The sequence below is a fragment of the Helicobacter sp. 23-1045 genome (genome assembly GCF_053654655.1).
The window spans coordinates 121361-135430 of the sequence record NZ_JBSIUR010000005.1 but is presented as its reverse complement, the minus strand read 5'-3'; the positions used below and the strand labels follow the sequence as shown (position 1 = coordinate 135430).

At 41.5% G+C, this 14070-nt stretch carries 18 protein-coding genes; 4 read left to right on the top strand and 14 right to left on the bottom strand.

Features of this window, described 5'->3' with window-relative positions:
- Positions 1 to 29 precede the first annotated feature (29 nt).
- Positions 30 to 968 carry a methyltransferase FkbM gene (locus ACWIUE_RS06805; RefSeq protein WP_454135962.1) on the top strand — a complete coding sequence of 313 codons (939 nt, stop codon included), beginning with the start codon at positions 30 to 32 and terminating at the stop codon, positions 966 to 968.
- Between the two features lie 118 nt (positions 969 to 1086).
- Here ACWIUE_RS06805 and gltX read toward each other — a convergent pair whose 3' ends face one another.
- The 12 genes from gltX to ACWIUE_RS06745 all read right to left on the bottom strand — a co-directional run bounded on the left by gltX (position 1087) and on the right by ACWIUE_RS06745 (position 9806).
- The gene (gene gltX, locus ACWIUE_RS06800; RefSeq protein WP_454135961.1) at positions 1087 to 2463 is read right to left on the bottom strand and encodes a glutamate--tRNA ligase; all 1377 of its coding nucleotides are present in this window, start codon (positions 2461 to 2463) and stop codon (positions 1087 to 1089) included.
- Positions 2464 to 2473: 10 nt separating this feature from the next.
- Positions 2474 to 2734, bottom strand: coding sequence for a type II toxin-antitoxin system RelE family toxin (locus tag ACWIUE_RS06795; RefSeq protein WP_454135960.1), 261 nt, complete (start codon positions 2732 to 2734; stop codon positions 2474 to 2476).
- A complete protein-coding gene (locus tag ACWIUE_RS06790; RefSeq protein WP_454135959.1) occupies positions 2731 to 2946 on the bottom strand; it encodes a hypothetical protein in 216 nt (71 codons plus the stop codon). The genes ACWIUE_RS06795 and ACWIUE_RS06790 overlap by 4 nt, the downstream gene beginning before the upstream one ends.
- Before the next feature lie 31 nt (positions 2947 to 2977).
- Complete coding sequence (locus tag ACWIUE_RS06785; protein ID WP_454135958.1) at positions 2978 to 3670, bottom strand: hypothetical protein; 693 nt, start codon at positions 3668 to 3670, stop codon at positions 2978 to 2980.
- Positions 3667 to 4479, bottom strand: a complete 813-nt coding sequence (locus tag ACWIUE_RS06780; RefSeq protein ID WP_454135957.1) for an MlaD family protein — start codon at positions 4477 to 4479, stop codon at positions 3667 to 3669. Before ACWIUE_RS06780 ends, ACWIUE_RS06785 begins: the two co-directional genes overlap by 4 nt.
- On the bottom strand, positions 4464 to 5486 hold the full coding sequence (locus tag ACWIUE_RS06775; RefSeq protein WP_454135956.1) for an ABC transporter ATP-binding protein: 1023 nt from the start codon (positions 5484 to 5486) through the stop codon (positions 4464 to 4466). Before ACWIUE_RS06775 ends, ACWIUE_RS06780 begins: the two co-directional genes overlap by 16 nt.
- A 3-nt stretch (positions 5487 to 5489) precedes the next feature.
- Positions 5490 to 6614, bottom strand: coding sequence for an MlaE family ABC transporter permease (locus ACWIUE_RS06770; RefSeq protein WP_454135955.1), 1125 nt, complete (start codon positions 6612 to 6614; stop codon positions 5490 to 5492).
- Positions 6595 to 7323, bottom strand: coding sequence for a hypothetical protein (locus ACWIUE_RS06765; RefSeq protein ID WP_454135954.1), 729 nt, complete (start codon positions 7321 to 7323; stop codon positions 6595 to 6597). Before ACWIUE_RS06765 ends, ACWIUE_RS06770 begins: the two co-directional genes overlap by 20 nt.
- Position 7324: 1 nt before the next feature.
- Entirely contained in the window at positions 7325 to 7987 is a 663-nt protein-coding gene (gene plsY, locus ACWIUE_RS06760; RefSeq protein ID WP_454135953.1) for a glycerol-3-phosphate 1-O-acyltransferase PlsY, read from the bottom strand.
- Between the two features lie 168 nt (positions 7988 to 8155).
- On the bottom strand, positions 8156 to 9052 hold the full coding sequence (locus ACWIUE_RS06755) for an HTH domain-containing protein (RefSeq protein ID WP_454135952.1): 897 nt from the start codon (positions 9050 to 9052) through the stop codon (positions 8156 to 8158).
- On the bottom strand, positions 9049 to 9516 hold the full coding sequence (locus ACWIUE_RS06750; RefSeq protein WP_454135951.1) for a hypothetical protein: 468 nt from the start codon (positions 9514 to 9516) through the stop codon (positions 9049 to 9051). The genes ACWIUE_RS06755 and ACWIUE_RS06750 overlap by 4 nt, the downstream gene beginning before the upstream one ends.
- Before the next feature lie 14 nt (positions 9517 to 9530).
- A complete protein-coding gene (locus tag ACWIUE_RS06745; protein ID WP_454135950.1) occupies positions 9531 to 9806 on the bottom strand; it encodes a DUF6150 family protein in 276 nt (91 codons plus the stop codon).
- Between the two features lie 175 nt (positions 9807 to 9981).
- Between ACWIUE_RS06745 and ACWIUE_RS06740 the strand changes: the two genes are divergently transcribed.
- From ACWIUE_RS06740 to ACWIUE_RS06730, 3 genes are all read left to right on the top strand, one after another.
- Positions 9982 to 10212 carry a transcriptional regulator gene (locus ACWIUE_RS06740; RefSeq protein ID WP_454135949.1) on the top strand — a complete coding sequence of 77 codons (231 nt, stop codon included), beginning with the start codon at positions 9982 to 9984 and terminating at the stop codon, positions 10210 to 10212.
- Positions 10193 to 10360: a hypothetical protein gene (locus tag ACWIUE_RS06735; protein WP_454135948.1), complete on the top strand. Its 168-nt coding sequence runs from the start codon at positions 10193 to 10195 to the stop codon at positions 10358 to 10360. Before ACWIUE_RS06740 ends, ACWIUE_RS06735 begins: the two co-directional genes overlap by 20 nt.
- A 68-nt stretch (positions 10361 to 10428) precedes the next feature.
- The gene (locus tag ACWIUE_RS06730; protein WP_454135947.1) at positions 10429 to 10902 is read left to right on the top strand and encodes a hypothetical protein; all 474 of its coding nucleotides are present in this window, start codon (positions 10429 to 10431) and stop codon (positions 10900 to 10902) included.
- A gap of 18 nt (positions 10903 to 10920) precedes the next feature.
- Here the strand turns inward: ACWIUE_RS06730 and ACWIUE_RS06725 are convergent, their stop codons facing one another.
- Together ACWIUE_RS06725 and mfd are read right to left on the bottom strand one after the other, a co-directional pair.
- Complete coding sequence (locus ACWIUE_RS06725) at positions 10921 to 11076, bottom strand: hypothetical protein (protein WP_454135946.1); 156 nt, start codon at positions 11074 to 11076, stop codon at positions 10921 to 10923.
- 5 nt (positions 11077 to 11081) lie between these two features.
- On the bottom strand, positions 11082 to 14069 hold the full coding sequence (gene mfd / locus ACWIUE_RS06720; RefSeq protein WP_454135945.1) for a transcription-repair coupling factor: 2988 nt from the start codon (positions 14067 to 14069) through the stop codon (positions 11082 to 11084).
- Between the last annotated feature and the right edge of the window lies 1 nt (position 14070).

Genomic DNA, 14070 nt, shown 5'->3' with positions numbered 1-14070 from the left:
CATTTTTATCCCATCAAAAAGGTCGCATAATGAGTTATTTAGTCCAAAATCCCATTTTGTTTTTAATCTTTAATCGCATTGAGACCACCAAAAAAGTCTTTGAAAGCATCGCAAAGGTCAAACCAAAGAGATTATACATCGCGGGTAATTCTGCGCGAAATCACGCAGAATCGCAAAAAGTCGCAGAATGCAGAGACTTTGTATTGCAAAATATCACTTGGGAGTGCGAAGTCAAAACACGCTTTTTGGAGCAGCACTTGGGGTGCAAGCACTCGCTAAGTAGCGCGATATTGTGGTTTTTCTCCTACGAAAAGCAAGGCATAATCTTAGAGGATGATGATGTGGGGAATGAGTCTTTTTATAGATTCTGCGATGAGATGCTAGAAATATATAAAGACGCACCGCAAATCTCAATGGTTAGCGGGTGGAGCGCGCTAGACTTCGCGCCAAAGGCAAAGGAAATCTTGAAAGAGAGTTACTATTTCTCAAAATATAATCACATTTGGGGATTTGCCTCGTGGGCGCGTGCGTGGGAAAAATATGAGTTAGAGAATGCAAACTTTGAGTGCGACTTTGCAAAACTTACATTTGATAGCAAGGCGGAGCAAAAATATTGGCATAAAACCTTTAAAAGTTATTACGCTGGGGAGATTGACACTTGGGACTATCCTATGAGTTTTTGCAACTGGCAAAATGAGATGCTTTGCATTTATCCAAAACATAATTTAATCCAAAATATCGGTCTAAATCGCGCCGATGCAGCGCACACCACAGGGGAAAGCAAGTTTGAAAATATGCGCGTAGAAGAAATGCCCTTCCCCCTAACGCACCCTTGCGAAATCAAGCGCAATGTAGAGATGGATAAGGCGAATTTTAAGGCGGTATTTGCTCCGCCAAATATCCTTGTGCGTGTGATAAATAAACTCTCGCGAATGATTTTTGGGCGAAATGCGATTAAGGTGAGCTAAGATTCTGCGATTTTAATGTATTTCGCAGAATCTAGCAGAATCTATTTGCAGAATCTCGTAAAATTTGGCGCGAACTCGCAGAATCTAGCGCAGAATCTCGCAAAATTTAGCGCAAAATCTAGCGGGATTTAAAGTGGTGGATTCTGCGAAGTGCCTCATCCTTGCCGATGATAAAAAGCGTCTCATTTACGCCAATCCCGCCACTTTGCCCAAGCATTATTAGGCGCAAACTCATCATAATTTTGCCAATTTTTATGTTGCTTTTATCGGCGTAGGCGTGAAGCGAATCGCTGATAGATTCTACGCTACCAAAATCCACGCGCTCAATAATCGCGCCAAAATCTAAATTATTGTGGTGCAAATCGCATTTTTTCATCATCTTTTCATCGTAATTTTGTGGCGCATTTAGCACAGAATCTATCATCGCACCAAAATCTTTTAGCGTTTCAACGCGCGGTTTGATTTCAGCAAAAAGAGTCGCTTTTTTCGCAGAATCTAATGCAATTTCACAGCCCAAAAAATCCCCCAAAAGTCGCTCCAATCGCGAATCATCGCATTCTTTTATGTAGTGATTGTTTAGCCAATGCAGTTTGGAGAGATTATACGCGCTAGGCGAGTGGCTTAACGCGCCTAAATTAAACAGCTCTATCATTTCGCTCAAACTAAAAATCTCTTTGTCGTTGTGGCTAAACCCAAGTCGCAAGAGAAAATTTAGCAACGCTTCGGGCAAAAATCCCATAGCCTTGTAATCCATCACATTCATCGCGCCATCGCGTTTGCTTAATTTATGCCCTTTTTCATTTAAAATCATCGGTATGTGGCAAAAGCGCGGGATTTGAAAGCCCAGCGCATCATAAACAATCACTTGCTTTGGCGTGTTGCTTAAATGGTCATCGCCACGAATCACATCGCTAATCCCCATCTCTGCGTCATCGACAGCCACGACAAAATTGTAAGTAGGCGTCCCATCGCTTCGCATAATGATATAATCATCGATTTCTTTTGCGCTAATCGCCACTTTGCCTTTTAGCGCGTCATAAAAGCACACTTCGCCATCAAGAGGGGCTTTGATACGAATCGCAGGGGCGACTCCCTTTGGTGGCGTCCCGCTAAAATCGCGGTAGCGATTGTCGTAGCGATAGATTTTGTTTTGCGATTGCGCCTTTTGTCGCTCGGCGTCCAACTCATCCTTTGTCATATAGCAAAAATACGCCTTGCCATTTTGCACCAAAGCTTGCGCGTATTTGCGGTAAATCTCTAACCGCTTGGATTGAAAAACGACTTCTTTATTGTCGTATTCTAATCCCACCCAGCTAAACGCCTCCAAAATCGCGCCCACCGCCTCATCGCTATTGCGCGAAAAGTCTGTGTCCTCGATTCGCAAGAGAAATTTTCCGCCGTTTTTTTTGGCGTAGAGATAGTTAAAAAGTGCCGTGCGAAGCCCACCAATATGCAAAAATCCCGTAGGGCTTGGCGCAAAACGCGTGATTGTCATTTGAAGTCCTTTATTTATAGATATCGCCTCGTGAGCCTATTTTGTATGCGTAAATTAAAATTTGCTGTTCGATAATCTCATAAAGCAAGCGATATTTGCCGATTCGCAAGCGATATTTGTGCGTTTCGCCTTGCAGTTTTTTAATATCAAGCGCATTTTCATAAGGATTTTGCGCGATTGTTTCTAATGCAGATAAAATTTTCGCCTGCAATTCTTTGTGGCTGTCTAAAAATTTTTCTACCTGCTTTGAATATTGTATTGCGTAACTCATAGTCCATACTTCTTTTTCAATGCTTCGTGGCTTATCGCTTCGCCGCGTTCTAATTCCTTTCGTGCTTTTTTCCACGCTTTGTAATCCGCCTTTGTTTCGATGGGTAGTTTTTCATCATCGCTCTCTTTTACTTCGCGCACACCGCGCAAAAGGCGAATTGCACTCATAATCTCGCTTTTATTTTTATCGCTAATTTGGACACTCAAAGTCATATTTTCCCCCTTAAATTTTTAGAATTTTACACTATTTTGGAATGATTTTATTTGCTAAATTTGCAATTGCGCTATTTGCCGAATCTTGCAATGCTTTGACAATCGCTTCGCTTTTAAAGTCGCTAATCGCGCTAGATTCTGCGATTATGTCGCTTTGCAAAATACTACCATTTTGGTGAAGCAAAAAGGCAAAATTTACATTTGCATAAGATTTTGCGTTTGCTGAATCTACCGCTGAATCTCGCCCATTTTTCGCTGAATCTATCGCTGAATCTCCGCTAGATTCTGCGATTTTCGCACGATTCGCCGAATCTCCCGCGCGATTCGCAAAATCCGCCCCAAAATCAAGCACCTTTATTCGCAAAAATTTCTCCACTTTTATCCCGCTAAAAGGCGGTGTGATGATTTTTAAGCAATGTTTTGCAAAAGTCTTTATTAGCATTGATTCAAAGCTAGATTTTATGCCTTCATTTAGGCGCACACCATCTACGCTCCGCACCAAATCGCCATTTTTTCGCAAGATATTTTTACCCGCCAAGCTCTGCGGGATTTCGATACCTTCTAGCGCGATAATCTCCCACGCACCGCACTTTGGCACTTCAACGCGAACATTATCTAGCTCATAATACTCCACTTTTGGCAATTCGCTTTTTAGGTTTATATCCACGCACGCGGACATTATCGCCCCGCAAAGTGCCACAAAAATCATCGCAATTTTTCTCATTTCTCATCCTTTCGATATCCAAAAATCGTGTTATACGGGTCATTATCCAGTCGCTCGACAAACGCATTGCCATTTTTGGCAAACGCGCTAATATCATTCATCGCACTCTCAATCGCCCCAAGCATCGGCATAATCGTAGTTTTCAAATCATATTCGCCATTTGTGATTTTGGCATTTAGCAAGTCTGTGATTTTGCTAATGTTTGCGATGATTTTATCGATGTCTTGCGTGTTTTTGCCTAGCGTCTGCGCCAAAATGTTGATATTTTTTGTCGCTTCATTTATGGATAGCAAAATCGCGGTGATTTGCCTTGCATTATCCTCGCTTAAAACCTCATTTGCGTTATTTAGCAAGTAATCAACTTTGCCTGTGATACTTGGGATAGCCTCCATAATTTGTGAGAGCGAATCACCGCTAATCTTTAAAGTCGCGCCAGATTCTGCGATTTTATTACTTTTTTCATTTTGCAAGAGCGTTAAGAAGCTCGCCCCCAAAATCCCGCTTTGCTCGACTTTTAGCGCAGAATCTACCCTAACGGGCAAATCTTTTAAAATCTCTACAATTATCTCAATCTCGCTAAAACTCTCATCGCGAAATCTCACCGCACTCACGCGCCCGACATTTATGCCCTTATATTTCACCGCTGAATCTACCTTAATATTTAGCGGTTGCATCGTGTAACTTTTATAAATTTTTGTCGAATCTTTAAAAATCCCACTATCGCTAAACCAAAATATAAACACCACAAACCCCACAAGCGAGAGCATAAAACACGCGCCGATGAAAATATAATTTACCCCTCTCTCCATAATCGCTCTCCTCTTTTTGATTTCAAAAGTGTCTCTTTGTGTGCGACTTCGCTCATCTTAAAATCCTCCAAACTGCCTTCAAACAGCACTTTTCCGCTATCAAGCAAAATAAATCTATCCGTTGCATCTTTGATTGAATCCAAATCGTGCGTAATCATAACGATTGTTAGGCGAAACTCATCTTTTAGTCGCTTTATAAGTTTATCAAAATTCTCCGCACTTTTGGGGTCAAGTCCGCTTGTGGGCTCATCTAAAAATAAAATTTCAGGGTTATAAACTAACGCCCGTGCAAGTCCCACGCGCTTTTTCATACCGCCACTTAATTCATAAGGATACATTTCTTTCACGCTTTGGGGCAGTCCTACGGCGTTAATGTAATATGCGGCGATTTCATTTATGACTCTTTTTGGATAGGCGCTATATTCTTCTAACATAATGCCGACATTATCAAGGACGCTTAAACTTGAAAAAAGCGCACCAAATTGAAACAAAACGCCACAGCGATTTAGGATTTTCTCCCCCACATTGTCATTGCGAGATTTGGCGGACGCCAAATCGTGGTAATCCGTAGGATTTACGAGCGAAGCGAAGTAACCATCTATTTTTATTTTAGATTCTGCGAATTTTGTTTGATTCGCAGAATCTACAACGGAAGGAATCGCAGTAGTGCTTTCGTAGTTTTCGCTAGATTTGGGGTGTGAGACTAGACTAGCGGTCTGCGAACGCTCCAAATCTAGCGAATCTGCGGAATGATTACTCGAGAACGAATTGCTCTGCCAAATATCCTCCCCAAATATGCGAATACTCCCGCTTTCAGGCTTTTTTAGGCGAATCATCGCACTTAAAAGCGTGCTTTTACCGCTCCCGCTCCCGCCCAAAATGCCAAAAATCTCGCTTTTAGCGACACTAAAACTCACATTTTCTTGGATAAAAGTATCCTTATATTTCGTGTAGAGATTTCGCACTTCAATAATATTTTGAATGTTTTTTTGCGTATTTTTTTGCATTTTTTAAAACCTTAACTCCGTAAAAATCAGCGAAAAAAGCGCGTTTATTATTATCACGCCAAAAAGTGCGCAAACCACGCTTGTGGTTGTTTTCTCGCCCACGCTTTGCGTATTGCCCTCCACGCGAAACCCGATAAAACAGCCAATTATCACCACCGCAGCGGCATAAAACGGCGCTTTGATAATGCCCGTCCAAAAGCTATTCATCCCCACAGAACTCTTAATCTGCGCCACATACTCGCCAAATCCAATCTCAAATCCAAAATGCAAAAACACCATACACCCAAAAAGACTAATCAAATCCGACAAAAACACCATCAGCGGGAAGCTAATCACAAGCGCGTAAAATCGTGGCAGAACGATAAAATTCATCAAATTTAGTTGCATTGTTTTCATCGCGCTAATTTCTTCTGTCATTTTCATAACGCCAATTTGCGCCGTGTAAGCGGACGCCGAACGCCCAGCTACAATCATCGCAACGACAAATGGACCAATTTCGCGCAAAGTGAGCTTTGCAGTCATCTCTACGCTTAGATTCACAAAGCCCATTCGCTCCAAAGTCGCCGCCCCTTGATATGCAATCACGCCACCTACGACAAAAGATACGATAAAAATCACGGGCATTGCGGCAATCACGCTATTAAAAATATGGTAATTTATCGCGCGTAGGCGGATTTCTTTTGGGTGCAAAATGGACTTTGATAGAAAATAAAGTAGCACCCCGACAAAATTCAAAAACTCCACAAACGCCGCCCACCAGCCATAAAGTAGCACGCCAATCTCGTGCGCGGATTTGATGAAAATATTTTCTTTTGGCGGGGGTATGATTTGCGCTTCTTTTATCTCGATTTCGCGCAAAAGATTTGCGATGTGCTTTGCCTTTTCAGTGGTGGCGGTGAGCGTGATTTCGCCCCCGCGCTTGGTAATATCCTGCCCCAAAGTGTAGATAAAAATTAGAAATGAAAAATCAAAAGAGTTGATAAAATCCAAATTTAGCGCATAGTGCTTTAATTGCAGATTTTGCGATAGATTTTGCAAGGCTTCGATATCGGCTTTTGGGATATTTTTACCAAAATCGCCGTGAAGCGTGATATTTGCGGAGTTATTTTTAATCGCTGAATCTATCATTTGCACTCCACTTCAAGCGCACTCTTGGCACACAATCATCAAAAATCTCTAACTTCGCAATGCCTATCTCTAATCGCAGAATCTGCGGATACTGCGCCAAAATCGCTTCTTTTATCGCCACCAGCGCATTTTCTAAATAAAAAAATTGATTTGTTTTTAAAGTCGCCAAAATCATCTCACGCAAGATGGCATAATCGATGATATTTGTAGAATCTACATTTTCTCCCCCCTCCCTTGCGGAGGCTGAATCCAAAAATCCCCCCTCCCTTGCGGAGGGGGCTAGGGGGTGGGTATTTTTCGCATTAGATTCTGCGATTTTGTGTGTTTTTTTTGTCATTGCGAGATTTTGCGTAGCAAAATCGTGGCAATCCACAATATTATTTTTTTTGGATTGCTTCGTTGTGTTCGCTACGCTCACACTGCCTCGCAATGACGGATTGTTTTTCGATTTTAGATTCGCAGAATCTACAACGGAAGGAATCGCAGTAGTGCTTTCGTAGTTTTTGGTGAATCGACACAAGGATAGCGGACTTTGTGTCCTGTGCGCTTTAAGGCGATTCGCCAAATCTGCGGAATGATTACCCGAGAACGAATTGCGAAACTCTACCCTTAAATTTACCACTAGATTCTGCGCTTTTTCTCGCTCACTTGGCAATATGCCTATAATCGCACTTACCCTAAAATCCTCCAAGCAAATCTCAAAGCACATTTTAGAGTATCTTGCCCTCTTGCCGCTTGATTAGTCGCATAATATTTGGCGCGTGCGTGTATAAAATGAGCGCCAAAAGCACGATTAAAGGCGTGTGTGTGCCGATTTGGTGCATTATCGAAATGCTCGGCGGTAAGCCCATATACGGCACGATAAAAGTCGCCAAAATCCCCACACTAACGCCAATCAGTGATGATAATGAGCTAACTTTAAAAACCTTGCCGATGAGATACCACGCCAAAAGTCCCACCGCCCCTTCAAATGGCACAAGCAAAATCACCGCGCCAATGCTTGTCGCCACGCCCTTACCGCCGTTAAATCCCAAATACGGGCTATAACAATGCCCCAGCACAGAGAGAAGTGCCACAGCCCACTGCGTTTCAAAGCTCAAATCCGCGATTTTAGCGCAAAGCACGATGATTAGCCCCTTTGATGAATCTAGCAAAATCGTTAAGATAGATAGCGTTTTTGCGCGGGGCGTGATGTCTTTGAGTGCGCGATAGACATTTGTCGCGCCAATGCTACCGCTGCCGATGTTTAGCAAATCGATTTTATATCCCCACCGCACGATAATATACCCAAATGGAACCGCCCCAATCAAATACGCCAAAAGGTAAAAAATCACATTTACATTGCTAAATGCGCTGATGAAAAAATCTACCATAAACTCGCCTTTTTTGGATTTAAAATGCGTATTTTAGCAAAAAATTTTGGATTTAAGCGATTTACATCAAATTCGCAGAATCTAGTGGAGATTTTTCGTGCGAAGGAAGGGGATTAAATACAGGAACTCCGCAAGGGATGGGAAACAAAATGCAAATCGCACCAACCCCTAATCATATTTATCCCTAGCGATTCGCGCCGTATCCCCCGAAGCCAAATAAGTTTCTATGTCCTTATTGATATTTTCTATAAATTTCCTAAAATCCGTATTTTTTGCCACAAGCATATTTAGCGTTCTACTATCTAGCTCCCTCTCTCGCGCTTCAAACATAATCTTTTCGCTTTGTAGCTCAATCACGCCTATCCCAAAACTTGCATTTAGTCGCTCCAACTCGCCCTGTGCGCTCTCATCTATTTGATATGCTACCAAATAGCCCCAATTTGCCCAGCTAGAATTTGATACAACTTGAAAATAGCATTCTTTTAGATTTGCATTGTTTATCACGCGTTTGAGTTCAAAAGAGTAGAGTTTATAGTCTGCCTTGCTAAATTTGCCTAGCAAGTCAAATGTGGCACTCTCATAGTCATCAAAGGGAAAATAAATGCCCACAATATCAGGGTGAATCCACTCATTTAAGCCCTTTTGTGTAGATTTGCTCGTATTTGCATTGATAGTTTTGCAATAAAGCCCAAAATTTTCACTCGCAAACTTCACAAGCAACGGGTGCAAATCAATCTCCAAAAAGCCCTTTTCTTTGCTTTGCAACTCTTTTGCGTAAGATTCTTGTCGTTTTTGCTCAATTTCGCTCTCTTTATCCACAATCTCATCTTTGCGTGAATCTAGCCAAAATGTCATAGGGTGCTTACTGACAATGCAAAATGGCGAATCCGCGTGGTTTTTTATGTCATTTGTGAGTGCCACGCGTAGCGTATGCTGTGGCGTTTTGCCCTCGCTACGAATCTGCTTATCTAATCCCATAGTCTTTGCGCTATCCCATATTTCGCTATAATTCAGCGGAATCTCCGCCTTTGATAGCACTTCTTTTGCCAATGATAAGAATGTCATTGTTTGCCTCCCCTTAACATTTGCTCTATGTCTATACCTAAATTATCTCTACTAAACTCATCTATTTTGTATTTAACTTTACCGCTACCACTTTCGCCACATTCTTTGCAACGCCAATGCACCATCATATTTCCTTCAACGACTGTATCTGTATTGCTTGATGTGATAAAATCGCTTACTATTTCTTTGTCTGTGTGTTCGATACAAAATGTCTTTTTGCAACTTGGGCACATTGTGTCTTGTTTAAATTCATCAAATCTTTTTATTTTTTTCTTTATCAAAAATCTAGCCTCCTCTTCGGTGATAGGCGATGGCACTCCCTTACTTATATCATAGGTGCAAAGTGGCATCCAAGTTTTGCTTTTAGACAACGATGGACTCATAAGCCAAAAAATGTATCCAATAATGCCCTTATTCCAACCAAGCACTTCACATTTTTCCATAAAACAACTTACTACGCTCATTTTATCCTCCTTAATTAAAGCTGATTTTGTAGATTGTGTGGTTTATTCCACTTTGCTTTATTTTCTCTATCCACAAAAAACACTTTAAGTTGCGCTTTATTTTCGCTACCAACCCAGCAAATAGTGCTAGTTGCCTTACTATCCTTTTGCTCCATATACCAAAGCGCATCGCCCTTTGCCTTTGTATCCTTATCAACTACAAACACAAGCAAATCCGCCTTATTGTCCCTATCAACCTTAAAGGCTTTGAATTTCGCCTTTCTTTCATCAACTACGCAAATTTTTGCCATTTTTTTCTCCTTGTAATTAAATATGGGTGAAGCATATTACATTTTCGCTTAATTTTTACTAAAAAATAAGAAATTATTACTTGATAATTAGATTTTATCAGCAATAATTCCTTTGTTAGATTTTATAAGAAATCCTACTACATTCCTTAAAAAATTCATATTTTAAGGAATCACAATGGCGACAAAAAATTTCAGCACCACACCCAAAAAACTCTCACAGCGCGACATTGCAGGGATTTTGCAAATCGACACAAAGACACTTTATAATTGGCGCAAAAACAAGCCCGAACTCTACAAAATCGTGCTACTAGGCTTCCGCTTCAAAGAGCTAGTGCGTTTGAGCCGCGAAATCTGCGATGAATTAGAGAGCATCGAAAAAGAGTTAGATGATAGATTGCGAATGTGAGGCTGTGAATCTCATCGTCATTGCGAGGGCAAATGCCCAAAGCAATCCACGAATCACGCTCCACCCTGTCATTGCGAGATTCGGCAACGCCGAATCGAAGCAATCCACTAATGCGAATCGTGAATCAAATGTGAATTGCTTACTTTAAGTGAATCTAAATGCAAAATTTATTGATTCAATTTTGGGTCATTGATTTTCTTTGCCTTTTAGATTCGCGTGATTTGGATTGCCACGAAAATTCGCTTACGCTCATTTTCTCGCAATGACGAAAAAATTACCCACCCCCTAGCCCCCTCCGCAAGGGAGGGGGAAAGAATGAAAAAATCGCCTCCGCAAGGGAGGGGGAATCAAAAAAAGTCCCTCCCCTTGCGGGAGGGATTTAGGGTGGGTATTTTAGATTCTGCGATTCGCAGAATCTTGGATTGCCACGAAAATTCGCTATGCTCATTTGCAGGGCTTACAAGTAAGTCTCGCAATGACGAAATTATTTTTTGTGGATTGCCACGAAAATTCGCTTACGCTCATTTTCTCGCAATAACGACACAGAATAATTCGCAGAATCTCGCAATGACGGGATTTTTTTATTTTTACCCACCCCCTAGCCCCCTCCGCAAGGGAGGGGAAAAATGGAGAAAAATCGCCTCCGCAAGGGAGGGGGAATTTTTAGATTCGCACGAATCTAGCGTTTAGTTTTGCAATGGCGGATTATTAAAGTTGATTCGCATTGCGAATCACAATCGAAGTAATGGCGGTATGGCTTTTGGAGTTTTTGCTAAATTTTGGGCGTGAGACTAGACTAATGGTCTGCGAACGCCCGAAATTTAGCAAATCTGCAAAATTGCATACCCCAGAACAAATTGCCACGCGCTTTATCTCAAATACGCCAAAATCGCCTCCATTATATTCTCATCATCGCGCTCCTCCGCCTTTAAGCTAACCTTTTCGCCATTTTCAAGCGTTAGCGTGATATTTTCATTGTAGTTTGTAATCGCCTTTAATCCACGCGCATTTGCAAGAATTTTGACTAGCATTAGTTGCAAAAATCGCCGTGTGTAGCTATCGATTTTGCCAAATCGCTCCGCAATCTCGCCCTCAATCTCATAAATCTCGCTTTTCGCACTCGCATTTGAAAGACGGCGATACAAATCAAGCCTTATCCTATCGCTATTTATCAGCTCCGCATTCAAAAATGCCGAAATATTTAGCTTCAAATCCACGCCCTTTTGAATCGCCAAATCGCCCTTGCCACTTAAAAAATTGATACTATCCTCCAACATTTTTAGATACAAACTATACCCGATATTTTCGATATGTCCGCTTTGCGCCTCGCCCAAAATGTTTCCGCCACCGCGAATCTCCAAGTCATTGTAGCTCAAAATCCCACCCGCGCCCAAAAATGAGTTTGATTCAAGCGAAATGAGCCGTTTTCGCGCCTCTGCCGTGATATTTTCTTTGCTATCCACAAAGAAATAGCAATAGCCCTCTTTGTCCCCGCGCCCGATTCGCCCACGAAGCTGGTGCAAATCCGCCATACCAAAGCAATCCGCGCTATCGACAATAATCGTATTTGCGTTTGGCAAGTGAATGCCCGATTCGACAATCGAAGTGGATAGTAGCACATTAAACGCGCCATTTGCGAAGTCTATCATTATGTCCTCGCTTTGTGTTTGCGGGATTTTGGAGTGCAAAATGGCGATTTTTAGATTCGGCATTAGTTTTAAAATCTCACGCTTTCGTTGCTCCATACTTGCGATATTGTTGTGAATGTAAAAAATCTGCCCATTGCGCTTTAATTCACGCAAAATCGCATCACGCAAAACTTCATCGCTGTAATTTTTCACAAATGTTTTTGGCGCGATTCGCGAATCTGGCGGGATATTTAGATGCGATTGCGTTTTGATTTTTGAAAGTGCTAGATTTAGTGTGCGCGGGATTGGTGTCGCACTCATCGATAAAATATGGACATCTTTTGTGAGATTTTTTAGCTTTTCTTTTTGCTTTACGCCAAATTTATGCTCTTCATCAAGCACGATTAACGCGAGATTTTTAAACTCCGCATTTAGCAAACTATGCGTCCCTACGACAATATCAACGCTACCATTTTTCAAACTATCCAAAATCGCGCTTTTTTTAGTGGCGAATCTATCTAATTTGGCGATTTTTAGCCCGTGTGGTGCGAATCTAGCTGACAAAGTTTTAAAATGCTGATTGCTTAAAAGTGTTGTAGGCACGATTAGCGCGGATTGAAAGCCACTTTTGGCACACGCAAAAATCGCATTCATCGCAACCTCCGTTTTGCCAAAGCCCACATCGCCCACAAGCAGCCTATCCATAACCCTCCCACTACCCAAATCACGCAAAATTTCATCAATGCTTTTATCTTGGTCTGCGGTTAGCTCAAATCCCGCGCTTTGCTTAAAAATCGCTAATTCGACATTGTCTTTGTCAATAATCTTGCCTTTGATTAGTTCGCGTGCTGCGGCAATATCGATGATTTCTTGTGCGATTTGGAGCAGTTTTGGGCGAATCTTCTCTTTGATTTTTGCAAAACTGCCCTTGCCTAGCTTATCCAAAGTCGGCACACTTGCGGTATTTGCGATATATTTGTCGATTAGATTTAGATTATGCACAGGCAACAGCAACTTATCATCGCCCAAATAAATAATCTCAATAAAATCGCTGATATTGCCAAGCACTCGCGTTTGCGTGATACCACTAAATCGCCCGATACCATACTCGCTATGCACGATATAATCGCCCGCATTTAGCTCATTTAGGCGGATTGTCGTGGGCTTTTTGGCGCGTTTTTTAGGGAGCGCATTTAGCGATAAAATGATTTCATTTGGCGTAATGATATTTAGGGCAATGGATTCGCGCAAAATTATCGTGTTTTTTTGCGCATTTTGCGGGATTTGAAGCGAATCTAAAATCAGCTCATTTTGACTTAAAATAGTGATTTTTTTGTCTTTGTGAAGTGGCAAAATTTTATTTATAATATCCGCACCCCGTGCGCTAATGTCGCTAAAAGATGGATTTAATGCTATCAAATCCAATGCCTTAAACGCGCTAAAATCTATGTAATTTAGTGAGCGAAGCCCTTCTAATTCAGCGATTTCATTTAACGCAGTGGGCGAAATAATGCTTTTATATTGCGCAGTAAGCGGTTTTTGGCGGATAAACCAAAATCCAAGCGAATGAATGTCCTTTGTAAATGCGTCAAATGGCGATTCAACCGCCAATCGCTCCAAATCCGCATATTCGCCCGAATCAAGCGAAAACAGCGCGGGGAAAATTTCAGCAGATTCGATTCGCTCAATGATTTTTTGCGTCTCCGCGTCAAAGGACGCAATATCCTCAATCTCATCATCAAAAAATGAGATTCGCAAGGGGTGTGGCGCATTTTGCGGAAAAATATCGATTATATCGCCGTGAATCGCCATTTCTTTGGGCGCATACACCAAATCCATATTCTCAAATCCAAAATTTAAAAGCGTCTCTTTTAGCTTTTCAAAGTCGCATTTTTGCGCCTTTTGCAAGGATATGGATTGAAGCCATTTTGGCGGTGGGAGCGGGTGAAGTAGCGAATGAATGGGCGCAAGTAAAATGCCGTTTTTATCATTGTAAAATCGTGCCAAATTTAGCAAAAGTTCGCCCAATTCAAAGGCATAGCTACGCAAATCATCGCCCTTTTTTGCGCAAAAATCATTTAGCAAATACGCATTTGGGAAGTTTGAATCTTTGATTTTGCAAAATTTACACACTTCACGCGCTTCTAACGCTTCGCCGTAGTCCTTAAAAATGGCGATTTTGAAATCAAATTTGCTTTGCAAGATTTTATAAAAATTTGAGTTTAACAAA

Coding starts and splice junctions, on each gene's coding strand:
- ACWIUE_RS06805 (WP_454135962.1), top strand. CDS start 30: ATGAGTTATTTAGTCCAAAATCCCATTTTGTTTTTAATCTTTAATCGC.
- gltX (WP_454135961.1), bottom strand. CDS start 2,463: ATGACAATCACGCGTTTTGCGCCAAGCCCTACGGGATTTTTGCATATT.
- ACWIUE_RS06795 (WP_454135960.1), bottom strand. CDS start 2,734: ATGAGTTACGCAATACAATATTCAAAGCAGGTAGAAAAATTTTTAGAC.
- ACWIUE_RS06790 (WP_454135959.1), bottom strand. CDS start 2,946: ATGACTTTGAGTGTCCAAATTAGCGATAAAAATAAAAGCGAGATTATG.
- ACWIUE_RS06785 (WP_454135958.1), bottom strand. CDS start 3,670: ATGAGAAAAATTGCGATGATTTTTGTGGCACTTTGCGGGGCGATAATG.
- ACWIUE_RS06780 (WP_454135957.1), bottom strand. CDS start 4,479: ATGGAGAGAGGGGTAAATTATATTTTCATCGGCGCGTGTTTTATGCTC.
- ACWIUE_RS06775 (WP_454135956.1), bottom strand. CDS start 5,486: ATGCAAAAAAATACGCAAAAAAACATTCAAAATATTATTGAAGTGCGA.
- ACWIUE_RS06770 (WP_454135955.1), bottom strand. CDS start 6,614: ATGATAGATTCAGCGATTAAAAATAACTCCGCAAATATCACGCTTCAC.
- ACWIUE_RS06765 (WP_454135954.1), bottom strand. CDS start 7,323: ATGTGCTTTGAGATTTGCTTGGAGGATTTTAGGGTAAGTGCGATTATA.
- plsY (WP_454135953.1), bottom strand. CDS start 7,987: ATGGTAGATTTTTTCATCAGCGCATTTAGCAATGTAAATGTGATTTTT.
- ACWIUE_RS06755 (WP_454135952.1), bottom strand. CDS start 9,052: ATGACATTCTTATCATTGGCAAAAGAAGTGCTATCAAAGGCGGAGATT.
- ACWIUE_RS06750 (WP_454135951.1), bottom strand. CDS start 9,516: ATGAGCGTAGTAAGTTGTTTTATGGAAAAATGTGAAGTGCTTGGTTGG.
- ACWIUE_RS06745 (WP_454135950.1), bottom strand. CDS start 9,806: ATGGCAAAAATTTGCGTAGTTGATGAAAGAAAGGCGAAATTCAAAGCC.
- ACWIUE_RS06740 (WP_454135949.1), top strand. CDS start 9,982: ATGGCGACAAAAAATTTCAGCACCACACCCAAAAAACTCTCACAGCGC.
- ACWIUE_RS06735 (WP_454135948.1), top strand. CDS start 10,193: ATGATAGATTGCGAATGTGAGGCTGTGAATCTCATCGTCATTGCGAGG.